This window comes from Pseudomonas sp. AC211 (assembly GCF_979258055.1).
Map to the genome: position 1 here is coordinate 2,893,178 of NZ_OZ409830.1, position 22,361 is coordinate 2,915,538.

Annotated in this window: 15 protein-coding genes and 2 pseudogenes; 5 read left to right on the forward strand and 12 right to left on the reverse strand. The window is 61.3% G+C overall.

All coding sequences use genetic code 11. The features are described 5' to 3' along the window. Nucleotides 1–249 precede the first annotated feature (249 nt). Both argF and ACZZZP_RS13520 read left to right on the forward strand, forming a co-directional pair. Nucleotides 250–1,170, forward strand: coding sequence for an ornithine carbamoyltransferase (argF, locus tag ACZZZP_RS13515; protein ID WP_463383053.1), 921 nt, complete (start codon nt 250–252; stop codon nt 1,168–1,170). Beyond that, nucleotides 1,167–2,222 carry an ABC transporter ATP-binding protein gene (locus ACZZZP_RS13520; protein WP_463536586.1) on the forward strand — a complete coding sequence of 352 codons (1,056 nt, stop codon included), beginning with the start codon at nt 1,167–1,169 and terminating at the stop codon, nt 2,220–2,222. Before argF ends, ACZZZP_RS13520 begins: the two co-directional genes overlap by 4 nt. On the opposite strand, the gene ACZZZP_RS13525 is transcribed toward ACZZZP_RS13520, so the two are convergent. From ACZZZP_RS13525 to ybaK, 5 genes and pseudogenes are all read right to left on the reverse strand, one after another. After that, the gene (locus ACZZZP_RS13525; RefSeq protein ID WP_463536587.1) at nt 2,219–2,755 is read right to left on the reverse strand and encodes a GGDEF domain-containing protein; all 537 of its coding nucleotides are present in this window, start codon (nt 2,753–2,755) and stop codon (nt 2,219–2,221) included. The two genes, ACZZZP_RS13520 and ACZZZP_RS13525, sit on opposite strands and share 4 nt — an antisense overlap. Then, nucleotides 2,725–3,285, reverse strand: a complete 561-nt coding sequence (locus ACZZZP_RS13530; RefSeq protein ID WP_463536588.1) for a hypothetical protein — start codon at nt 3,283–3,285, stop codon at nt 2,725–2,727. Before ACZZZP_RS13530 ends, ACZZZP_RS13525 begins: the two co-directional genes overlap by 31 nt. A gap of 81 nt (nt 3,286–3,366) precedes the next feature. Then, nucleotides 3,367–4,151 (reverse strand): annotated as a pseudogene (locus ACZZZP_RS13535) (PhzF family phenazine biosynthesis protein). Between the two features lie 97 nt (nt 4,152–4,248). After that, entirely contained in the window at nt 4,249–5,736 is a 1,488-nt protein-coding gene (gene glpK / locus ACZZZP_RS13540) for a glycerol kinase GlpK (protein ID WP_463383057.1), read from the reverse strand. Between the two features lie 60 nt (nt 5,737–5,796). Beyond that, complete coding sequence (ybaK, locus tag ACZZZP_RS13545) at nt 5,797–6,267, reverse strand: Cys-tRNA(Pro) deacylase (protein WP_463384715.1); 471 nt, start codon at nt 6,265–6,267, stop codon at nt 5,797–5,799. A 130-nt stretch (nt 6,268–6,397) separates the two neighbouring features. Between ybaK and ACZZZP_RS13550 the strand changes: the two genes are divergently transcribed. The 3 genes from ACZZZP_RS13550 to ACZZZP_RS13560 all read left to right on the forward strand — a co-directional run bounded on the left by ACZZZP_RS13550 (nt 6,398) and on the right by ACZZZP_RS13560 (nt 10,713). After that, a complete protein-coding gene (locus tag ACZZZP_RS13550; RefSeq protein ID WP_122450480.1) occupies nt 6,398–7,156 on the forward strand; it encodes a DeoR family transcriptional regulator in 759 nt (252 codons plus the stop codon). A 131-nt stretch (nt 7,157–7,287) separates the two neighbouring features. Continuing rightward, entirely contained in the window at nt 7,288–8,829 is a 1,542-nt protein-coding gene (gene glpD / locus ACZZZP_RS13555; RefSeq protein WP_463383058.1) for a glycerol-3-phosphate dehydrogenase, read from the forward strand. Between the two features lie 714 nt (nt 8,830–9,543). After that, entirely contained in the window at nt 9,544–10,713 is a 1,170-nt protein-coding gene (locus tag ACZZZP_RS13560) for an integrase core domain-containing protein (protein WP_463383059.1), read from the forward strand. 420 nt (nt 10,714–11,133) lie between these two features. Here the strand turns inward: ACZZZP_RS13560 and ACZZZP_RS13565 are convergent, their stop codons facing one another. From ACZZZP_RS13565 to ACZZZP_RS13595, 7 genes and pseudogenes are all read right to left on the reverse strand, one after another. After that, a complete protein-coding gene (locus tag ACZZZP_RS13565) occupies nt 11,134–12,297 on the reverse strand; it encodes a MalM family protein (RefSeq protein WP_463536589.1) in 1,164 nt (387 codons plus the stop codon). After that, nucleotides 12,225–13,916, reverse strand: a complete 1,692-nt coding sequence (locus ACZZZP_RS13570; RefSeq protein WP_463383061.1) for an outer membrane protein transport protein — start codon at nt 13,914–13,916, stop codon at nt 12,225–12,227. The genes ACZZZP_RS13565 and ACZZZP_RS13570 overlap by 73 nt, the downstream gene beginning before the upstream one ends. A 19-nt stretch (nt 13,917–13,935) precedes the next feature. Next, nucleotides 13,936–14,937, reverse strand: a complete 1,002-nt coding sequence (locus ACZZZP_RS13575; RefSeq protein ID WP_463383062.1) for a transporter — start codon at nt 14,935–14,937, stop codon at nt 13,936–13,938. A gap of 80 nt (nt 14,938–15,017) precedes the next feature. Continuing rightward, nucleotides 15,018–15,779 carry a C39 family peptidase gene (locus ACZZZP_RS13580; RefSeq protein WP_122495203.1) on the reverse strand — a complete coding sequence of 254 codons (762 nt, stop codon included), beginning with the start codon at nt 15,777–15,779 and terminating at the stop codon, nt 15,018–15,020. Nucleotides 15,780–15,922: 143 nt separating this feature from the next. Further along, the gene (locus ACZZZP_RS13585) at nt 15,923–16,387 is read right to left on the reverse strand and encodes a DUF6160 family protein (protein WP_108095687.1); all 465 of its coding nucleotides are present in this window, start codon (nt 16,385–16,387) and stop codon (nt 15,923–15,925) included. Nucleotides 16,388–16,763: 376 nt separating this feature from the next. Then, complete coding sequence (locus ACZZZP_RS13590; protein ID WP_463383063.1) at nt 16,764–19,496, reverse strand: helix-turn-helix transcriptional regulator; 2,733 nt, start codon at nt 19,494–19,496, stop codon at nt 16,764–16,766. Continuing rightward, nucleotides 19,493–22,203: pseudogene (locus ACZZZP_RS13595) on the reverse strand (LuxR C-terminal-related transcriptional regulator). The gene ACZZZP_RS13590 and the pseudogene ACZZZP_RS13595 overlap by 4 nt, the downstream one beginning before the upstream one ends. Nucleotides 22,204–22,361 lie beyond the last annotated feature (158 nt).

Sequence of the window (22,361 nt, forward strand, 5' to 3'; positions counted from 1 at the left end):
TCGGCGGGGTTTTTTTATGCCTGGAAAACAGGCCAGGCCTAGGCGCATAAAGGACCGAGACATCTCGTATAAACGCAACGCGTGCCAAAGATGACACGGCGCGACATTTCCTTATAAGATCCCGCCTCCCCATTTCGTCGCACCGTGCGGCCCACAGCCGCTGGTAGAGCCCTTTTTTCTTTGAAAACCTTTTCCCGAAAAGGCCCGGCTTGTTCACCAGCGCAATCGTTGTACAAAAGGTAGTGAATGATGAGCGCAAGACACTTTCTCTCGCTAATGGACTGCACGCCCGATGAGTTGCTGGGCCTGATCCGTCGTGGCATCGAGCTGAAGAGCCTGCGCAATCGAGGCATCCTTTTTGAGCCGCTAAAAAATCGCGTGCTCGGCATGATTTTCGAAAAAGCCTCCACTCGCACCCGCCTCTCTTTTGAAGCCGGCATGATCCAGCTCGGCGGCCAGGCTATTTTCCTGTCCCCTCGTGATACCCAGCTCGGCCGTGGCGAGCCGGTTAGCGATGCCGCCATCGTCATGTCGCGCATGCTCGATGCCGTGATGATCCGCACCTTCGCCCACAGCACCCTCACCGAATTCGCTGCCCATTCGCGCGTGCCGGTGATCAATGGCCTGTCGGACGACCTGCACCCCTGCCAGTTGCTGGCCGACATGCAGACCTACCAAGAACTGCGCGGCCCGATTCAGGGCAAAACCGTGGCCTGGATCGGCGACGGCAACAACATGTGCAACAGCTACATCGAAGCCGCTCAGCAGTTCGATTTCCACTTGCGCGTGGCCTGCCCTGAAGGCTATGAGCCCAACGCCAGCTTCCTGGCCGCCGCCGGCACTCGCGTGACCATCGTGCGCGACCCGCGTGAGGCCGTGGCCGGCGCCCATCTGGTGAGCACCGACGTCTGGACCTCCATGGGCCAGGAAGAAGAAGCCGCCGAACGCCTTGCTCTGTTCACGCCGTACCAAGTCACCCGCGCCCTGCTCGACCAGGCCGCCAGCGACGTGCTGTTCCTGCACTGCCTGCCCGCTCACCGTGGCGAGGAAATCAGCGAAGACTTGCTCGACGACCCGCGCTCCGGCGCGTGGGACCAAGCTGAAAATCGCCTTCACGCGCAGAAAGCGCTGCTGGAAATGCTGGTCGAGCCCGGCTACCGCCCGGCATGAGTGCGGCGCCACTGCTGACCCTGCGAAACCTCAGCTGCGGCTACCGCGACCACCTCGTGGTGCAGCAGCTGGATCTCACGCTGCATGAAGGTGAAATCGGCTGCTTGCTTGGCCCTTCTGGCTGCGGCAAAACCACGACGCTGCGTGCCATCGCCGGGTTTGAGCCGGTGCTCAGTGGCGACATCCAGCTCGCCGACACCTTGCTCTCGCGCCCCGGCTTCACCTTGGCGCCCGAGAAGCGCCGCATCGGCATGGTGTTCCAGGACTACGCGCTCTTCCCGCATTTAACCGTTGCTGACAACGTCGCCTCTGGCATCCGCCAGCAGGCCAATTGCGCCCAGGTCACAGCGGAATTGCTTGAGCTGGTGAAGCTGTCGACGTTAAGCAAACGCTACCCCCATGAATTGTCTGGCGGCCAGCAGCAGCGCGTGGCGTTGGCGCGTGCGTTGGCCCCGGAACCACAATTGCTGCTGCTGGATGAGCCGTTTTCCAACCTCGATAACGAACTGCGCCGCCGCTTGAGCCAGGAAGTGCGCGAGATTCTCAAAGCGCGCGGCACCAGCGCCATTCTGGTCACCCATGACCAGGAAGAAGCGTTCGCCGTTAGCGATCAGGTTGGCGTGTTCAAAGAAGGCCATCTGCAGCAATGGGACACGCCGTACAACCTCTACCACCGCCCGCAAACGCCCTTTGTGGCCAGTTTTATCGGCCAGGGCTATTTCATTCGCGGCGAGCTGCTCAGCCGCGAATCGGTACAGACCGAGCTGGGCGTGGTCAATTGCCAGGCCCGTGATTGGTCCAGCGGCAGTCCGGTGGACGTGTTGTTACGCCCCGACGATCTCACTTTCACTGAGCAGGGCGAACAACAGGCGCAGGTGCTGAGCAGCAGCTTTCAGGGCGCCAGCACGTTGTACCGCTTGCGCCTGGCCACGGGCGCGCATGTGGACGCGTTGTTTCCCAGCCATGTGCAGCGCCAACCCGGTGAGTACGTTGGCGTGCGGATCGCGGCGCAACAGGTGGTCACCTTCGCCGCGCCCGGCAGTCAGCTCTAAAGCACAACCACCCGATCGCGGCCGCTGTCCTTGGCCTGATACAACGCGCTGTCACTGCGCTGCAGGTGGTTTGCCACGGTTCGGGGCTCACATAGCGGCTGATGCCCACCGACAACGTCAGCCGCAGCTGTGGGAAGCCTTCCCACTGCGTAGTTTTTCAGCGCCTGGCGCAACCGCTCCATGGCGTAGGCAGCGCCGGCTTCGTTGGTGTTCGAAAGCACCAGCAAGAACTCCTCGCCGCCCATCCTTGCGACAAAATCCACGTCTCGCACCATGCGTTGCAGAATCTTCGCCAACTGGCACAGCACCGCGTCGCCACCGGGATGCCCGTAGGCGTCGTTAACGTGTTTGAAGAAATCCAGGTCGAGCATGCACACCACAAAATCGTAGGTGCCGCGATCAGCCAGGGCTTTTTGCTGGTCGAGGATGTCATTGGCGAAGCGGCGGTTGTACAAGCCGGTGAGCTCGTCGGTAATGGCCAATTGCTGGATGCGCTCAAGCGCTACCTGCAGGTCGCGGTTGCGCTCCTGCAAATATTGCGCAGCCGGCTCATCTCCAGACCGAGCATCGATACCCCGCCGGTGAGCACGAAAAACGCCAACGCGCGAATCGCCTCCACGTGCCAGTCGAAGCGCACGCCGCGATACAGCAGCGCGGTCATCAGCACGGCGTAACAGCCGACGGTGAACACGCCAATGCGCACGAAGCCGCCCAACGTCAGCCGGAAGGCGCCGAACATCAGCACCACCAACACCATCATCAAGAACAGCGAACGCAGGCTGTCGGCGTAGTAGACGCTGACGAAAATCACGCCAATCGCCCAGCTCATCTGCGGCACCGTCAGGCTGGGGTCACGAAAACGCAGATTGAAACTGAACCAGGTCAGGGCCAAGAAGCCGGCGGTACTGGCGACCACGGCGATGGTCAGCAGCAGCATGCCGGCAAGGGTCAGCTGCATAAAACCGCCGGCAAATGCCAGCCAGCACAGCAACAGATAGCCCAGCGAAGCGCTGCTGGCTAGGAGGATTCGGCGCACACGCAGCGGCTGGTGGCGAGACGGCATTGGCAATCCTTTTTCCATAAGGAACGTTAGGCCAGTATAACCAGCCGCCCGCGCCTCGCCCGGCTGCTCAGCGGTACGTGGTCACAGATGCAACGTACCGCTTGCCACCAATACCGCGTGGCCGCCAATGCTGACGCGTTCGCCATCGAGACGGCAAAACAGCTCACCGCCGCGCGCCGGCTTGCTGAAACGCTTCGAAGTGGGTTTTGCCCAGACGTTCGGCCCAGTAGGGAATCAGGCTGCAATGGATCGAGCCAGTCACCGGGTCTTCATCAATGCCGATGGCCGGGGCGAAATAGCGGGAGACGAAGTCGTGCCGCTCGCCCGGCGCGGTGACGATCATGCCCAGCCACGGCAGCTGCGCAACGGCCGCCAGGTTGGGTTGGCAGTCGCGTACCGCTTGTTCGGTTTCAAGCACCACCAACAGCTCTTTGCCGGTGTTGAGCACTTCAACAATCGGCGCATTTACCGCCGCTTTAATCGCCGCGCTGGCATCGAAGCGTTCGCCGGGCAGGCTGGGAAAATTCCGCCCCAACCGCTCGCCTTCGCGGCTCACGCTCAGTGCGCCCGATTGGCGGGTGAAATTCAGTTGATCGGCGGTTTCGCCGTGCACGGTGAACAACGCGAAGGCGGTAGCCAGCGTGGCGTGGCCGCACAACGGCACTTCACAGGCGGGGGTGAACCAGCGGATGTGCCAGACATCGCCCTCTTTCACCACGAATGCGGTTTCCGCCAAATTGTGCTCGGCGGCGATGGCCTGCATGCGCGCCTCGTCCAGCGCAACGATCCAGCCGGTAGACAATGGCCGGGTTGCCGGCAAACGGTCGCTGGGTAAAGGCGTCGATCTGGTGAAAGGCGAGGGACATGGGCGCGCTCCTAGCGGATGAAGGCGCTCACGATACCCAGATTGTCAGCGGCCGGCCTGATACAGCCGGCGCTTTTTCCAGCGCAACAGCGGGCGTATCAGCCGTCGCTGCGCACGCGTTTTACCGCGTCCAGCCAACCGGCGTAGAGCTTCTCGCGGTGCGCGGTGGCCATGCGTGGGCCGAACAGATGCTGGCGATGCCAGTGCTGGGCGATGGCGTCGAGGTCGGGATAGATCCCAGCTTGCAAGCCGGCCAGATAGGCCACGCCCAGCGCCGTGGTTTCGGTCACTTCCGGGCGCTCCACCGGCACGCCAAGAATGTCGGCGAGGAACTGCATCACCCAGTTGTTCTCGACCATGCCGCCATCCACCCGCAAGGCGCTGGGGGCGGCGGCGCCGTCTTGGCGCATGGCTTCGAGCAAGTCGCGGGTTTGGTAGCACACCGACTGCAAGCCGGCGGTGACGATTTCCTTGATGCCGGTGTCGCGGGTCAAGCCGAAGATCGCGCCACGGGCTTTTGGATCCCAATACGGCGCGCCCAGGCCGGTGAATGCCGGCACCAAAAACACACCGCTGGCGTCGCCGGTTTGCTCGGCCAACGCTTCCGTGTCGCGGGCATGGCTGATCAACTTGATGCCGTCACGTAGCCATTGCACCGCCGCGCCGGCGACGAAAATCGAGCCTTCCACCGCATAGGTCACCTCGCCTTTAAGGCGGTAACCCACGGTGGTCAGCAAGCGGTTTTGCGACACCACCGGCTGCTTGCCGGTGTTTTGAATCATGAAGCAGCCGGTGCCGTAGGTGCTTTTCACCATGCCCGGCTGGAAGCACGCCTGCCCCACCAGCGCAGCTTGCTGGTCGCCCGCCATGCCCAACACGGGAATGCTGCTGCCGAACCAGTTTTCTTCGGTTACGCCGAAGTCGGCGGCGCAGTCCAACACTTCCGGCAACACGCTGACCGGGATGTCAAACAGCGCCAGCAGGTCGGCGTCCCATTGCTGGGTGTGAATGTTGAACAGCATGGTGCGCGAGGCGTTGCTGGCGTCGGTTTTGTGCGACTTGCCGCCGGTAAGGCGCCAGAGCAAAAAGCTATCGACCGTGCCAAAGCGCAGTTCGCCCTGCTCGGCACGCTCACGGGCGCCGGGCACGTTCTGCAAAATCCAGCGCAGCTTGGTGGCGGAAAAATACGGGTCGATCACCAGGCCGGTTTTCGCCGCCACGGTTGCCTCATGCCCCGCCTCTTTCAGGCCTGCGCAGTAATCGGCGGTGCGGCGGTCTTGCCAAACGATGGCCGGGTAAATCGGCGTGCCAGTGGCGGCGTCCCAGACCAAGGTGGTCTCGCGCTGGTTGGTGATGCCAATGGCGGCCACCTCCGATGCCTGCAAGCCGCTCTGGCGCAGTGCTTCTCGGCAGACCTTGAGGGTGGTCAGCCACAGGTCTTCACCGTCGTGCTCAACCCAGCCGTCCTTGGGAAAATACTGTTTGAATTCCTGTTGAGCGCGAGACACCGGCGAACCCTGGGCGCTGAAGACAATGGCGCGGCTGCTGGTGGTGCCTTGATCGATGGCAAGAAGGTACTGGGACATCTGCGCTTCCTTGTTATTTTGGGTGGGGACATCGCCAAGGCGACGCCGCGGACCGACCGTTTACTCGCGGCCAATGGCCGCAAACTGCCCCTGGCAATGCGCCGCCAATACCTCGGCAGCTAATTCCACTTCCAGGCCACGTCGGCCGGCGCTTACATAAATGTGGGGATGTTGTTTGGCGCTGTCGTCGATAAACGTGCGCAGGCGCTTCTTCTGCCCCAGCGGGCTGATGCCGCCGAGCAAATAACCCGTGGAACGCTGAGCGGCGGCCGGGTCGGCCATGTCGGCCTTTTTCACCCCGGCAGCGTGCGCCAGGGCTTTCAAATCCAGCGTGCCTGCCACCGGCACCACCGCCACCAACAACTCGCCCTTCTCGCTCGCGGCCAGCAGGGTTTTAAACACCTGGGCCGGCTCCAAGCCGAGTTTTTCCGCTGCTTCCAAGCCATAGGAGGCGGCCTTCGGGTCGTGGCTGTAACTCAGCACGCGGTGCGCGGCGCCGGCTTTTTTTAACAGGTCGATGGCTGGGGTCATGTTCGAATGTGAAAATTCCGACAAAGTTCGCGTACCTTAGAGGCAGACCCGGCAAAAGTCGAGCGCCTGTAGACGGCGCCCCAGCCGATGCCCGAGCGCCTATAATGCGGCGCAAAAAAGGAAGCCCTTAATGACCCTGGCGCCCCGGCAGCAAGACATTCTCGACCTCGCCCGCGAACGCGGTTACGTCAGCATCGACGAGCTGGCCCAAGCCTTTGCCGTCACCCCGCAAACCATCCGCCGCGACATCAATCAGCTCGCCGAACAGGGCCTGCTGCGCCGCACCCACGGCGGCGCGGCGAGCGAGGCTTCAAGCACCCAGAACACCGCCTACGCCATGCGCGCCGGGCTGATGCGCGACGAGAAACAGCGCATCGCCGAGGCGATTGCCGCCCAGGTGCCGGACCACGCTTCGGTATTTATCAACATCGGCACCACCACCGAAGCCATTGCCCGCGCGCTGCTCAATCACCGTGGTTTGAAAGTGATCACCAACAACCTGCACGTGGCCGCGCAGCTCAGCGACAAAGCCGACTTCGAAGTGCTGGTGGCCGGCGGCACGGTGCGCAGCGACGGCGGCATCGTTGGGCAGACGGCGGTGGATTTCATCCAGCAATTCAAAGTGGATTTCGCCCTTATGGGCATCAGCGGCATCGACGACGACGGCAGCCTGCTCGACTTCGATTACCAGGAAGTGCGCGTGTCGCAAGCCATCATCGATAACGCCCGGCAAGTGCTGCTGGCCGCCGACTCCAGCAAGTTCGGCCGCAACGCCGTGGTGCGCCTGGGCTCCATCAGCCTGGTCAATCAGTTGTTTACCGACCACACGCCCTCCCCCGCGCTGGCCCGTCTGCTGGCCCAGCACAAAGTGCAGCTCAAGCTGGTTTAACCCCGCCCTTCGGCAATCTCTGGTGCCATTCGGCGTGCAATCGCACGCCCGACTGGTCAGTGGCAAAACATTCCGCTACCATTTTCGGAAACGAACATTCCTACGTTCACTTTCGACTTCAGAGGCTTGCCATGCACGCGAAGCAGAACCCCACCAGCTCGGTTGCCGAAATCTATGACCTCGCAGTAGTCGGCGGCGGCATTAACGGTGTGGGCATCGCGGCAGACGCAGCGGGCCGAGGCTTATCGGTGTTCCTTTGCGAAAAGGACGACCTGGCGCAACACACCTCCTCGGCCAGTAGCAAGCTTATCCACGGTGGCCTGCGCTACCTCGAACATTACGAATTCCGCCTGGTACGCGAGGCACTCGCCGAACGCGAAGTGCTGCTGGCCAAGGCGCCGCACATCGTTAAACCCATGCGTTTTGTATTACCCCATCGCCCGCACCTGCGCCCGGCGTGGATGATTCGCATGGGCCTGTTTTTGTACGACCACCTCGGCAAACGGGAAAAACTGCCGGGCTCGCGTGGCCTGCGCTTCGGTGCCGGCAGCCCGCTGAAAGCGGAAATTGCCCGCGGTTTCGAATACTCCGATTGCTGGGTCGACGACGCCCGCCTGGTGGTGCTGAACGCCATGGCCGCCCGTGAAAAAGGCGCGCACATTCACACCCGCACCCGCTGCGTGAGCGCCCGGCGCAGCAAAGGCCTGTGGCATATCCACCTGGAGCGTGCCGATGGCAGCCTGTTCTCCATCCGTGCACGCGGCTTGGTCAACGCCGCCGGCCCCTGGGTGGCGCGCTTTATTAAAGACGACCTGCAGCAAAAATCGCCCTATGGCATTCGCCTGATCCAAGGCAGCCATATCGTGGTGCCGCGCCTGTACGACGGCGAGCAGGCATACATCCTGCAAAACGAAGACCGGCGCATCGTGTTCGCCATTCCGTACCTCGAACGCTTCACCCTCATCGGCACCACCGACCGCGAATACCAAGGCGATCCGTCGCAAGTGGCCATCAGCCCGGAAGAAACCCAGTACCTGCTCGATGTGGTCAACGCCCACTTCAAAAAGTCCATCAGCCAGGCCGACATCCTGCACACCTACTCTGGCGTGCGGCCGCTGTGTGACGACGAGTCGGACGACCCTTCCGCCGTCACCCGCGACTACACGCTGGCGTTGTCTGCGCAGCCGGGCGACGCGCCGTTGTTGTCGGTGTTTGGCGGCAAGTTGACCACTTACCGGAAACTGGCCGAGTCGGCGATGAGCCAACTGGCGCCCTTCTTCAGCAACATGACCGCCAGCTGGACCGCCGCCTCGCCGTTGCCCGGTGGTGAGCAAATGAGCAGCCGTAGCGCGTTGGTCGAAGCGCTGAATAGTCAGTACGGCTGGTTGCCAACTCAGGTGGCGCGGCGTTGGGCCAGCACCTATGGCAACCGCAGCTTTGCCCTGCTCGAGGGTGCCAGCTCGCTAGAGGATCTTGGCGAACGCTTGGGCGCCGGGCTGTATGCGCGTGAGGTCGATTATTTGTGCCGTGAGGAATGGGCCCGCGAGGCGCAAGACATTCTGTGGCGGCGCAGCAAGCTCGGGCTGTTTATGACGCCTGGGCAGCAAAGTCGGTTGAGTGCCTATTTGCAGGCGCAGCATCCGCGCAGCCCGCAAGGGGCGCATGCCGCGTAGGTTTGAATTCTGTGTGTGCTAAGCAAGACCTTGGCCCCGCGATTGCGGGGCTTTTTTTATGTCGATCAAGAGCATCGCGACTGAAGTCGCTCCCACAGGATGGCAGCCGGCTTGAGTTCCATAGGCTGGGCCGGTCCGCGTACGGTGAGCCGCAGGCGAAGCCCAACGGGGGCGCGGAGTTTCACACCGTCTCGCCAATCGACGCCGTCATCCTCGCGAACGCGGGGATCCAGAATTTCCAGTCGTTCGACTGATTTGGCCTACCGTATTCATTACGGCGAGCGCTGAACGTTTTGTTTCGCGCCTTACGCGCATCTCAACCTAACTCCGTCATCCTCGCGAACACGGTGGTCCGACAATTCGGGATCCAAAATTTCCAGTCGTACGACTGATTTGGCCTACCGTATTCATTACCGCGTGTGCTGAACGTTTTGTTTTGCGCCTTACGCGCATCTCAACCTAACTTCGTCATCCTCGCGAACGCGGGGATCCAGAATTTCCAGTCGTACGACTGATTTGGCCTACCGTATTCGTTACCGCGAGCGCTGAACGTTTTGTTTCGCGCCTTACGCGCGACTCACTTTTTCCAGTCGCTGAAAAAGTAAGCAAAAAAAGCTTGCCCCGGTACGACTCACCCACATAGGTAACAAATCAGTTCAACCACATGGGTAACAGTTTTTAACCTAATGGGGTCTCCCTCAGGAGGGTGCCCTCATGCCGTGGCGAGAACTGAAACCTATGGACGAGAAAGTGTTGTTCATTGCTGATTACCTCAGGCAGGTCAGCAGCTTCACTGCGTTGTGCGAGCACTTCGGCATCAGTCGAAAGACCGGCTACAAGTGGGTGGAACGCTACAACTTAGCCGGCATGGAGGGGGTGGCTGAGCAAAGTCGGCGGCGTCGCGAACAGGTGTGCACGCCCTTTGTTATCCGCGAGTACATCCTTGATCTAAGGCGCCGATCTGCGGTTGAACTGGGGCCGAAGAAGATCCAGGCACTCGTGGAGCAGCGATATCCTGGGCAAAGTCCTTCCCGGACCACGATCTACAGCATCCTCAAACAGGCGGGATTGGTCACGCCCCGCCGGCTTCGTAAGCGGGTGCCTAGCTATCCAAAGCCGCTTAAATCGACCAACGAACCTAATGAACTCTGGAGCGCCGACTACAAAGGTCAGTTCCTGACTCAGGACGGGAAGTGGTGTTATCCGTTGACGGTGATGGATCACGCCAGTCGTTTTCTGCTGGCTTGCGAAGGCATGTCCGGCACACGGCTAAAGGAGACCAAGTCGGCTTTCGAAGATTTGTTTCGCTGCTACGGATTACCTTCGCGCCTGCGAACAGACAACGGCACCCCCTTCGCTAGCGCTGGCAAAACAGGTCTAAGCCAACTCTCCATTTGGTGGCTACGGCTGGGCATCATTCCTGAACGAATAGCACCTGGCCGCCCCGAACAGAATGGGCGCCACGAACGTATGCATCGGACGCTGAAACGGGCCGTCACTCACCCCTGTTCTGCGCATATGGCGGAGCAGCAAAGGCAGTTCGACCTGTTTCGTCATAATTACAATGAGCAGCGGCCGCACGAAGCGCTAAACCAGAGCACGCCCAAAACCCATTACCAGAATTCGCCACGGCCATACCCGGAACGCTTGCCGGAGCCGACATATCCTGGCTATGTCGAACCGCACCGGGCCGACTGCAGCGGGATCATCAATCGCCAAGGTATGCGCATTTATGTGGGGTATCTTTTAAGGCACGAACTAATTGGGCTGGAGCAAATTGGCGATGATCTTTGGGCCGTTCATTTCGGCCCGGTTGTGATAGGTAGGCTGGACGAAAGGGAGCAGAAGGATGGGTATCTATCCTTGAAAGTGTCACCCATGTGATTGAACACTTTTGTTACCCATGTGGTTGTCTCGTACACCCTACCTTGGCCCTACGCTGCGCTCCGGGTCCCCTCCTTCCGTCGCCGCTCCGGGGGCCGTCACAACGGGCCATCCATGGCCCGATGTTCCTTTCGCGGCTCCCGGCCGCTCAACCCCCTGCGCGTCGACTCCACTCGGCCTGCGATGAATGGGGCGGGTAGATCACGAGCCAGATCAAAGGCCAGATCAAAGGCCAGATCAAAGGCCAGATCAAAGGCCAGATCAAAGGCCAGATCAAAGGCCAGATCAAAGGCCAGATCAAAGGCCAGATCAACATCTCGCGACTAAAGTCGCTCCTACAGTTTGTGCGAATTGTGGGAGCGACCGGGCGGCGTTCCGCTTTAGTAGCGATTCCTGCAAACGAAAATCTCGCCCGCGCCGCTATTTAACAATCGCCAATTCAAACCCACCCTCGTCGCTGTGCGCGTGGCTTTGCATGCCGGCTTCGTCCAGTGCCAGGTCTTGCAGCGGTCGTTTGAAGGGTTTGTTGTCGAGGGTTTGCAGGTGTTTGTCTTCTTCGGTGGTCAGCAGCAGTACGTAGCGCTCGCCTTGCGCGGCTTTCACCGGAACGGTGCCTTCGATAAAGGCGTAGCGGTACCAGGTTTCGCCGTGCAGTTGGTACACGGCATCGCTGACCAAGCGGGTTGGGCGCTTGGCTTCGTCGAGGAAGAGCAGCGAGGGGTAGACGACTTTTTTGTTGGCGAAGCTGCGCACGCGCAGGCCGTAGGTGCGGCCGGCGGCGGGCAGTTTCAGGGCGGCGTAGTAGCTGCGGCCCATGGGGAAGTTGAAGCTGGGGGAGAAACGGTTGAGTTCTTCGTAGCGCGGTTCGTCGCTCGACAGTTCAGTGAAGTCGCCCTCGGCCAGTTGGCCGCAGCATTGCTGTACGAGGTTTTGGTACAGCCCGTCGCTGTCGCCCTCGCCGCTGCCGGCCAGCAGCGCTTGCATGGCGGCGGTGGGCTGGCCGTCGAGGCCGGGTAGCACGCTGCCTTTGTTGTTGAACTCAATTTGCCGGCCATCGCTGTAGCGCACGTTCGAGGGCGCTTCCACGCGCTGCGGTGCGTTGCTGCCCGGCACGGCGGAGTTGCGCATGCGCCCCTGCTCGTCAACCCAGGTGTAGTAAGGCGTGCCGTTTTCCGGGCGGGCGAAGTTGCGGCCTTCCAGCACGTCGGCGTCGATGTAGTCGCCCGTTCGCTCGCCGTTGGCTAACAGGCTGTTGCTCTTGGCGCCCGCTGCCTGGGCGCCGGCGTAGAAGCTGTTTTGCAGGTTGCCGCTGGCGTCGACCCAGGTGAAGTAGCGGCGTTTGCTTTCGTTGCTGGTTTTCGCCCCGGGCCAGGTTGTGCCTGCTGTGCTGGCGTTCTGGTTCATGCGTTCCTGGTCGCTCTGGGTAATGCGCTTGGCGGCCTGGCGTTGCTGTTCGCTGTAGTGGCTGTCGACGAAGGTGTTGTGCACGCGCCCTTGGTCATCCACCCAGGTCAGGTAGCGACCAGGCGCGGCCTCGGCGGTGGCGGCCAGCAGCAGTGCGGCGAGCAGAACGATGCGCGGCATAAGCAGACCTCAAAGGTGGTGGTGTAGGTCAGGGCCATGATGTACGCCTTCACGGTGGTGTCGATGTCCAGGTCGGCGTAGGGGTTGTAGACCAGGTTGTCGATGCCGGTGCAGTTGACGTTGCAACTGGTGCCCGCCGGAATGCTTTGTTTGGACACGAAGTAGTTGAAGCCGAAGTCGATGGTGGTGTCTTTGTCCCAGCGATAACCGAAGCCCAGGCCGTAGAGGTTGGCGTCGCCGATGGGCACCAGCACGTCGGCTTTGTCTTTGGGAATTGCCGAGGGCCGGTATTCATAGCCGGCACGCAGGGCCAGGCGGTCGCTGATGTCGTATTGGGCGCCGACGGCGAAGCTCCAGGTGTCTTGGTAGCCACGGTCGAGAATGATCGAGTGATCGGTGGCGTTGCCGCCGCCGAAAATCTTGGCGATGCGCAGCAAGTCCAGCTCGCGGTCGAATTCGATTTCAAATTTGTTCCAGTCGCTGTAGTCGCTCCACTTGGCGTCGAAGTTGAATTGCCATTTGTCGAAGGGCCGTAGCTTGATGCCGGTGCTGAAGTTGTCGGGCAGCACCATGTTCAGCGAGGCATTGCCGCTTTCTTCACTGGCGTTGCCGTAAGGGAACAATGGGCTGAGTACCTGGCCGAACACCGAACCTTGCAGGCCGGACCAGAAGCCTTGCCAGTCTTTGCTGTATTCCATGCGGTATTTGCCCTGCAAGTGCATACGCGCCTCGCTTTGGTACGTCGCGCCCCAGGCGAACCAGTCGGTGGGTTCCCACAACACGCCAAGGTTGTAGGTCGGCGACAGGCTCTGTTGCAGGTCCAGGTCCATGTTGGCCAAGGTGCTGTAGGGGCCGATCTTGCCGCCGCACAGGTTGATCAACGGGCTGAGGATGTCGTCGATGCCGGGCTGGCAGATGGCTTGGTTGAGCATCCGCACCACGCCCGTGAGCATCCCCGGATTACGAAAATCCTGGTTCAGCGCCATCGCCTGGTGCGAGAAACCCACCGACAACCCCAGCGCCAGCGTGTCGTTGGCCTGATAGCCCACAGACGGCGAAAAATACGTGATGCGCTGCAACGCCACTTCCTTGCCTTGGTAACGCCCGGCGTCGTCGCCGGAGTCGCGCGAATAGCCCAGCGCCATCGGTGCATAAATGTTGGTGGCAAAGGTGAATTTGGAACCGGGCGGGTTGATCGAAACGCCGGCCAGCGGCGCCATCAGCACCGGCAGCTCGGTCATGCCGCCCATGCCCGGCAAGTACATCACCGGCGTTAGCGTGCGGCTGCTGGAATTTTTTATTGGGTCGTCGTCGAAGCCCAGCGTGTTACTGCCGTAGTCGGGCGGCGCTTTGAACTTGGCGCGAATGTCCATCACGCCGCTGAGCAGCTTGATGGTGCTCTGCCGGCCTTTGAGTTTGGTCAGCGCGGCCGGGTTGTAGTGCACGGCGTCGATGCCGGTGGAATCGGCGGTCACGGCGTTGCCCATGGCCATGGCTTTGGGGTTGCCGATGGTCAAATCGTTGGCCAGTTGCGCCTGCACCGAGCCGGTGTAAGTCCCGGCAGCAAGCCAGCAGAGCCCGGAAATCGCCCACACCTGCGGCGACGTTCTGATCGTCATGACGGTGGTCGCTCCTGGCTTATTGGGCCTTTAAACCCTGAATATCCAGTGGCATCGACACCCCCAGCAGTACGTCGGGAGAGTCTTCCGTCATGCCGAACCCGGCATTGATGTTGACGATGTAATTGGGCGAGGTGCGCAGGCCCAGCGAGAAGTTCATCAAGGCGCTGGTTTGCTCTTTGCCCTCCAGCGTGGTGTCGGAGAAGGTGTAGGTAGGCTTGAAGGTCTGCGCCATTTGGTACGAGGTGGACAACGACACGTCATACGACAGCGCGTAAGCAAAGCCCATGCTCATGGACATGCTCGAGCCCGGGTCGACTTTCTCCAAGTGCCGCCCGCCGCGCTCCTGGTCGACATTGGCCGGCACGTTGTAGGTGTAACCGACCGAGCCGAACAGCACGACCGGGTCGATCACGTACGACACGTTCACCCCGCCGCCGATGCTGTAAAAGCCGTTGCCGGTGGACAGGTCGTGCTCGGGGTTGATTTCGTACGGGCTGGTGCCGGTCGGCAAGCCGATGGTGCCGTACAAGGTGGTCACCGGCTTGCCGCGGTGGGAGGCCCACGGCTGCCAGCGCAGGCTGGCCGACAGGTCGCCGAGGCTGTACACGTTGAGGTCGCGTTCGGTGTCGTACTTGGCGATCAGCGGAATGCGCATGCTGAAGGTGAGGTTGTCCCACACGCCGTAGTCAAAGGTGAACGAGTTGGTGAAAGTGTGCTGCGCTTCGCTTTCGCCGATCACGCTGTAGACGTTGTTGCCGGTGCGGTACGTGGTGATCTGAGTATCTCGCAGCAGCGAATAGTCGAAGCCGTAGGTCAACGTGCGCTCGCCTTGCTTGAGCAAGGTGTAGCTTTTCTCGGCGGCCTGAAACACCTCGGCCAAGGCCTTGGAGCTGTCGGCATCGTCGTCTTTTTTGCTCAAGGCTTCGCGGGCTTCGTCTACCGTTGGCTCATCGCTCCAGGCAGGCGCGCTCAGCGTTAGCGTCAGCATGGCCACGCAGGCCACTCCCTTAATCCCCATGACGCCAATCCCCAGTTATTTTTTTGTTATGCCGGGCAGGTCTTGCCGTACGTGTTGGCCTTTATGTTTTTCAGGTGCTGCTATTTGCGGCGGATGTGGCGAATGTCGCCGCCCGAACCCAGCTCGTCGGCCTGGTTCGTGGTGAATTTGGTTATCTGGGGAAACTCGCGAAACGCCAGCAGGCTTACGGTGCGGTCGTCCACCAGACGCAGGTCTTTCTCGGTCAAGGCCATGGCGTTTTTCGGTTCCTGGCCACTGGGATAAATCACGAACAACACGTTCTGGTCCCAGATTTCTTCAAAGCGCGCGCGGGTAAAACTGATGTTGCCCAGCGCCGGATCGGCGACGAACACGTGCTCGTTGTACACATCACGAACCACCACAAAATGCTTGAAGCCGGCATATTCGATGGGCACCAAGGCCGGGTGCTCAAGCTCGTCTAGGTCGGAAAACGCCGCCCGGAAGCCGCCGCTTTTGTAGCCAAGCGCGGCCACGAAACGCTTCATATCCAGCAGGGAAAAGCCCCGCCGCTCAACAATCTTGTCGGCCTCGCCATAGCGCAACAGCCCTTCCATGACTTGCCGTTCCTGTAAGTCGCGACCCAGGAAATAGTCGAGCATGGTGGTCAGCGCCGCCGAACCACAGCTGTAGTCGTAGGCCTGACGGATGACGTTGCGAAATTGCAGTTGGCTCATGGGCTCCAGCGTCACCGACTCACGCATGGGCATGCCGGGCGTTAGTTGTTGGGTCAGGTTGACCGTGCCTTGGGCCGGCGGTTTGGTGTCCACCGCTTCGGTGAAACCCAGTACGCCCAGCAAGCTGCCAATCAGAATTTCGATCATTACAGGTCCAAAAACCGTCTGCGCTTAGGCCATGCCTCGTTAAAAAGCCTGACCGTCGCTCGACGCGTTTTAAATCTGAGTATTGGAAAAAGCCTTACCGGCGCGTACCGATAAGGCTTCGGGTTAGCAAGGGTGTTGCTAACTCAGTGTCCCCATACCTTGACGGTGGTGCCCGCCATGTTGATATCGGAGATCGCCAGCGAGCCGATGCTGGCCGCGCCGGTGGTTGCGCCGTTGGCGTAAGTACCGCCCACGTAGATACCGCCGACCGACACGGTACCGGTCATGTTTGGCAGGCTGATGGCCAGTTGCTGAGTGTCGGTGCCACCGATAGAGGTGGTTACTACGTCGATTTTCAGCGGGTTGGCGTCGGAGATGGTGAAGCCGGTGAAGCCTACGTTGGTGATGTTCAAGCTACCGCCGCCGGTGTCGTTGTCGGTGTACTTCACGTTACCAACGCTACCGCCGAAGTTACCGGAGATGCTGATCCCGTCCTGGCCGGTTACGCTCGACAGCGCGGAATCATCCATTGCGCGCAGATCGGCTTGAGCCATGAAAGGTGCAGCCAGTACTGCTGCAGCAAGAGCGAGCTGTTTGAAACTTTTCATTGTTTTTATCTCCAAGATCACAGGTGGGTATCCCCGGGTGTTGCCGGCCACTCCTGTAACCGACAACTGGATCAACTCGCGTCGATCCCCATGCCTGTCGCGCCCTTCCTGGTAACGACAGACCTGGATTCATGAAGCGTGATGCTTCGCGCCCTGTGACAAAGCTACTGAGTGCAGACCCGGCTGCCAGCCCATCCAAGGGATGGACGATGGCCATGCGCTAAAGAGCGGTAGCACATCGCCAGCCTTTGCCTGATTAAAAACGTAGCGAGCGACGGTTAGGCAAGGCAAAAACGGGCGAAAAAGCGCAGTTGGCTGCAGCCAATGAGCATTTGTAGCCCGTTTTTAACGCCGCCAAACCGAGCGCAGCAGTTTTTTAGGCCTCACTCAGTAGGCCCATGCTTTTGCCTTTAAGCACGGCTTGGGTCCGGCTGCGTACACCAAGCTTGTTAAAGAGGTTATGCAGATGCCACTTGATCGTGGCTTCGGAGAGGTGCACCGCCTGGGCAATATCGCGGTTGGAAAGCCCCGCCGCCACGAAGCGCAGAATCTCCCGCTCGCGGTGACTAACGTCCTGATTTTCATTGAAACTTTCCGGGTCTACCGACAGCCGACGGCATTGCTCGCGCAAGGTTTCGGCCAGCCCTTGCCAGGGCGCGGCGCGCTTGGGTTCAGCCGCGCGCCACGCGTCCCAGAGCGGTAGCAGCCATAAAGCGTCGTCTTGAAACAGGCGGCGGTAACCGCTGTTCCAGGCGTCTTCGAGGGTTGGCTGAAACAAGGCAAAGGCTTTTTCGCTGTTACCTTTGCGCCAATACGCCACAGAAAGTAACAGCGACAAACGCAGGCGACGGTCGCGCTGGTGCTCGGCGGTCTGTTTCGCCAGGCACGCTTCCAGGCTGGCCTGGGCTTTGTCGGCACGCCGCTCGCACAAGGCCAGGCGCCCTTCCGACAACGCCAACGCGGTTTCCGCGTCCAGGTAGCGCCCGGGCGGCAATACGGCCAGGTGCTGCTGCATTTGCAGGCAAATACGTTCGGCTTCGTTGGGCCGCTGTAACCACAACAGAAACTGCACTTTGCAGCTCATGCCCAGGGCAAACACGCGCTCGTAACCGGCGCCGTGCAGTTCCCCCAGCCATTCGTCCAGCTGAGCCAAACCCTGCTCCGGCTCGCCGGCAAAGAAGCGCGCGCGGGCCATCACCAACTTGCCCCGACTGATCAATTCGGTGGGCGTGGCCACATCGCGCCACGTTGTCGCCAATGGCAGCTCGGCCAAAATCGCCGCGTGGCGATCCTGCTCATACAGTAAGTCGGCATAGGCCAACGCCAGCGGACCACCCACTCGGCTGCGACGGCCGAACACACGCTCAACCCGGCTGCGCGCCGCCTCGGCCAGTTCACGGCCGCGCTCCAGCTCACCGCTTTCTTTGCAGATCAGCGATTCGATCAGGCTGGTCATCGCGTGCAGGTACTCGCTTTCGGTCTGGCGCAAGTTCTCCCGCGCCAGGGCGATGGATTTCGCCGCCTCGCCGAAGTCGCCGAGCAAGGCGTACGCCGCCGCCTGCACGCACGACAGACTGACGCGAAACACCGGCTGGTTGTCCGGCGCCATGCCCAGCCAATGGCGCGCCACTTTCAGGCAGGCTTCGAGTTTGTCTTGGTACAGCAGCACCAACGCCTTGAGCACTTGCGCGGCGGCAAGCAACTCGACCAGCGCGAAGTGCAACGTCTGCCCGCGGCCTTGCAGCAGGCGCGTGCTGACCTCCTCGATCAAGGCTTCGGCGTCGGCAAACTTCTGCTCGAAGGCCAACTGCCAGGCGTAGAAAATCTGGAACACCGGGTGCTCACGGATCACGTCGGTGGGCACACTTTTGAGGATTGCCAGAATGCCGTACACGCGGTTGCTGGCGATCAGCTTGGCGCCCTGGCGTTCCAGCAGTTCGGCGGCGAACGCATAGTCGCGAGCACGCAGGGCATATTTAATTGAGCGGTCGGGCAAGTCGTGGCTTTCGCACCAGCGCGCGGCGGAATGCAGCAACGTGGTCGGGTCGCCGTGTTTGGCCAAACGGCCCTGGAGGAATTCGGCGAACAGGTGGTGATAACGGAACCACTCGCCGTGCTCGTCCAGAGGAATGATGAACAGTTGCTCGGTTTGCAGGCGCGCCAGCATTTCGATGCCGTCGCGGTGCCCGGTCAAGGCATTGCACAACTCGGCGTTGAATTCATCGAGCACCGAGGTGTGGTCCAGAAACAGCTGCAAGCTGTCCGGCAGGCTGGCAACCACGTCTTCAGCCAGGTAGTCGGCAATGTTGCGCTCGGTACCGGAAAGCCCGGCGAGAAACGCCGCGCGGTCCGGGTGGCGCGCCAAGGCCAGCGCCGCTAGGTGCAGCGCGGTAATCCAGCCCTCGGTGCGGTTCTGCAACAGCGTCAGCTCGTCGCGACTGAGCACCAGCTGTTTCACTTCGCGGAAATAAGCCGCGGTTTCCTCAAAGCTCAGGCGCAGGTCTTCGGCTTTAAGCCACAGCGTCCAAGGTTTCAGCGACGGTTCTTCCACCAGCAATTGCGCCTGATAACGGGTGCTGGCGAGCAGGTGCACGGTGGTCGGCAAGTGCTCGATCAGGTAGCGCACCGCCGGCCCCATGGCCGCGTGGCGAATGTGGTGGAAGTCGTCGAGCATGATGTACACGTCGCCGTCCAGGCGCTTGAGGTCGGCGAGAAAGGCATCGATCAGCGCCTCTTGCGGCCAGCTCACATCGCCCTGCAACAGGCTCGCCGTGTTCGTGCCAAAGCCCGGTGCCACCGCGTTAATTGCCGCCACCAGGTATTGCAGCAGGCGCTGCGGCTCGCTGTCGGCTTCATCGCAAGACAACCACGCCACGCGGGCATTGGTACTGAGCAAACGCTGCCGATACTGGGCCAGCACCGTGCTTTTACCAAAGCCGGCCGGCGCGCTAAGGATGACCAGGCGCTGCGAGCGCGAGGCGTACAAGCGTTCGATAAGGGCTTGGCGCAGCAACTGCGGCCGACCACCCGCATCGGCGGGAAACAGCTTGGTGCGCAGCAGCGGCAAGGTGGGCAAATGAGCGAGTGAACCGGTGACGGAAGTGTTCATTGCAGCAGCCCCAATTCACGGGCGCGGCGGATGGCTTGCGTCCGATTGCGCACCTTGAGCTTCTCGTAAATGTTGTGCAGGTGCCATTTCACCGTGCCCAACGCCAAGGCCAGTTGCTGGCCGATTTCTTCGTTGGACATGCCCTTGGCTGCCAGCAACACCACGTCGCGCTCGCGCTCGGTGAGGCCTTCTTCCAGCACTTCCAGCGATTTGCGCGCGTCCTGCCCCGGCCACACGGCCAGCAGCCCGCGAATAAAGCCTTGCAACGCCGGCTGGCGCTCCGCCGCTTCGAGGTTTTGCAGCAACAGGCGAATGCCCTCGCCTTCTTCGATAAACAGACTGCGCACGCCTTCGCGCTCGGCGCTGATCAGGCACTGCACCAACAACGATTGCGCCCGTTCCTGATAGCCGAGGCGCTGATAACTCAGCGCCGAAAGCAGGTCCAGACGCAGGCGTTGCAGGCCGTGCCAGCCGTTCTGCAGTTGGCCGCGCAGTTGGGTAATTTCGTGCAGCGCCTCGCTGTAATGGGCGCGCGCCTGTTGCAGGCGGATGCGGGTCAGGCCGTGCACCCACATCACCGGGTTGAAGCTCATGGCTTTATAGGGCGCGGCGAGTTTGGGCCAGTCGACGCCTTGAAAACGCGCTTCGGCGCGCTTGATGCGGTCGGTGGCCTGCTCTTGCAAAATCAGGGCAATTTCCTCCCCGGCCGCCTGGGCGTAGAAGCGCCAGGACTGGTTGCGCGCGGCCAGGTTTTGCATCAGCACCAGGGTGTTCTGCGCGTCTTTGGGTTTTTCCAGAATCCGCTGGGTGCGCGCCAGGCTGAGCATGCCTTGGGCGTAAAGGTCGATGGGGTTGATCACGTCGAGCTTGCCCAGCGCCCAGCCGAGGTTTTCCTCCAGCGCCTGAAAGCGCCCCTGCTGATACGCCACCAGCGATTCGGTGATCGTCGGCAGCGCCAGCGCCCGGGATTTCTCGCCAAACCAGGGAATCAGCCGCGCGCGCAGTTGATCGAACAACAGCTGCGCCTGCTTCACCTGCCCTTGCTCCAGGCACAACAGAATTTCGACGTTGGCCAGTTGCATGTCGAGGTAACGGCCTTCGAGGAAGTGTTTGCGTTGCTGGGCCAAGGCCAGCAACCGTCGCGCCTGCTCGGGCTGGGCCAGCATCACCAGCGCCAACGCGCCGATAATCAGCAGTGCCACCTCCAGAAACGCGGTGTGTTGGCCGAGCTGCGCTTCCACCTTGCGCGCCAGGGCGACGCAGGTGTCGAGGTCGTCTTTTTGCAGGGCCAGCACGGCTTTGATCGCCAGAATCGCCAGCACCTTGTCGCTCAGCGGCCCTTCGGACTTGTGCTTGCCCCAACGCGCCAGCAGCTCGTCGAGCATGCCGTTGGCCTCGGGCAACGACAGCTCGGCGGCACGGCTCCAGACGTCGGCCAGCACCAGCACGGGGAAACGCTCGGCAATTTCATCCGGCACGCGCTGACGCCAGCGGTAAATCAGGTTGAGCTGCCCACGGTTGATCAATTCCAGGCCACAGCCATCCACCAGCGCCGCGAGCATTTGCGGGTCATCGGCCAGGCAGGCGTGCTCAATGGCCAGGTTTTGCATGTGGTGATTGGTGAACCACAGGCTGGCGTTGAAATGCAGTTGGCTGAGGCGGTCGGGGTCGCGCTCTTTCAGGCGTGAGCGGAGGAAATCGGCGAACAGGTTATGGAAGCGGTACCACTGTCGCTCGCGGTCCAGGGGCAGCAGAAACAGCTGCATGGCTTCGAGTTTTTCCAGCAACTGTTGGCCATCCTGGCGCCCGGTCAGGGCATTGGCCAGGTCGCCACTCAATTGCGTGGCCACGCCCAAGGCCAGCAGCACGTCTTGCATCTCGGCGCTCAATCGCTCGAAGACGCTGCGCAGCAGGTAGTCGCCGACGGCAACCTGATCGCCGCCCAGTTCAACCATCTGCTCGGAGGCTTGCGGTTGATGGCGCAGCCACAAGCTGGCCAGGTGCACGCCGACCACCCAGCCTTCGGTGTGGGAATGCAGGGCGTCGAGGGCCACTTCATCCAGGTGCAAACCGCCGCGATCGAGGTACTCGCGGGTTTCGGCCTTGCTCATGCGCAGCTCTGTCGCGCCGATTTCCAGCAGCACTTCCTTGGCGCGCCAGGTGGCCAGGTTCAGCGATGGCGTGGAACGGCTGCCCACCGCCAGCACAAAGCCCGCCGGGGCCAGTTTTATCAGGCGATTAAGGCTGCTTAACAGCTCGGCGTCCTGCACCAGATGCAAATCATCGAGCACCAGCAACAGCGGCTGTTCACGCTGCGCGAGGTCGGCCAGCAGGCTTTCCATCAGGGCGGCGGCAGGCACACGCATGGTGTTTTGCAGGTACGCGAGGGCGTCTTCACCCACCCCCGGTATCGCCGCGCGCAAGGCGTCGATCAGTTGCTGGAAAAAGCGCGAGGGGTCGTCGTCTTCGGCGCTCAGGAAAACCACGCCACGGCGCTGCCTGCATGGGCATAGCTCTGCGCCAGCGCAGCCAGGGCGCTGGTTTTGCCGAAGCCGGCCGGGGCCGAGAGGAGAATTAGCCGAGCATGCGGATTGGCTGCCAGCGCGGCTTTCAGGTGCGGGCGCGGCAAATAATCAGCGGGAACATGAGGAGGTCGCAACTTCGAACGAAGGAGGCTACCGGCGGCTGGATTGTGCACTTCATCCATGACCTGGATCCCTTGAAAATTATTATTCTGATAGGAAATTTCGTACCCTTGGGATCTGTCCATACTAATCAGCTCGCTATCTCCGAGTAAACCCACTCACTCGCTCTAGGATCAATGCTGGCGGCCCTCTACAATCGGCGCCCGCGCCCGACTGACTG

Excerpts from the sequence above, each read along its gene's own strand:
- argF (WP_463383053.1), top strand. The coding sequence starts at position 250 with ATGAGCGCAAGACACTTTCTCTCGCTAATGGACTGCACGCCCGATGAG.
- ACZZZP_RS13520 (WP_463536586.1), top strand. The coding sequence starts at position 1,167 with ATGAGTGCGGCGCCACTGCTGACCCTGCGAAACCTCAGCTGCGGCTAC.
- ACZZZP_RS13530 (WP_463536588.1), bottom strand. The coding sequence starts at position 3,285 with ATGCCGTCTCGCCACCAGCCGCTGCGTGTGCGCCGAATCCTCCTAGCC.
- glpK (WP_463383057.1), bottom strand. The coding sequence starts at position 5,736 with ATGTCCCAGTACCTTCTTGCCATCGATCAAGGCACCACCAGCAGCCGC.
- ybaK (WP_463384715.1), bottom strand. The coding sequence starts at position 6,267 with ATGACCCCAGCCATCGACCTGTTAAAAAAAGCCGGCGCCGCGCACCGC.
- ACZZZP_RS13550 (WP_122450480.1), top strand. The coding sequence starts at position 6,398 with ATGACCCTGGCGCCCCGGCAGCAAGACATTCTCGACCTCGCCCGCGAA.
- glpD (WP_463383058.1), top strand. The coding sequence starts at position 7,288 with ATGCACGCGAAGCAGAACCCCACCAGCTCGGTTGCCGAAATCTATGAC.
- ACZZZP_RS13560 (WP_463383059.1), top strand. The coding sequence starts at position 9,544 with ATGCCGTGGCGAGAACTGAAACCTATGGACGAGAAAGTGTTGTTCATT.
- ACZZZP_RS13565 (WP_463536589.1), bottom strand. The coding sequence starts at position 12,297 with ATGCCGCGCATCGTTCTGCTCGCCGCACTGCTGCTGGCCGCCACCGCC.
- ACZZZP_RS13570 (WP_463383061.1), bottom strand. The coding sequence starts at position 13,916 with ATGACGATCAGAACGTCGCCGCAGGTGTGGGCGATTTCCGGGCTCTGC.
- ACZZZP_RS13575 (WP_463383062.1), bottom strand. The coding sequence starts at position 14,937 with ATGGGGATTAAGGGAGTGGCCTGCGTGGCCATGCTGACGCTAACGCTG.
- ACZZZP_RS13580 (WP_122495203.1), bottom strand. The coding sequence starts at position 15,779 with ATGATCGAAATTCTGATTGGCAGCTTGCTGGGCGTACTGGGTTTCACC.
- ACZZZP_RS13585 (WP_108095687.1), bottom strand. The coding sequence starts at position 16,387 with ATGAAAAGTTTCAAACAGCTCGCTCTTGCTGCAGCAGTACTGGCTGCA.
- ACZZZP_RS13590 (WP_463383063.1), bottom strand. The coding sequence starts at position 19,496 with ATGAACACTTCCGTCACCGGTTCACTCGCTCATTTGCCCACCTTGCCG.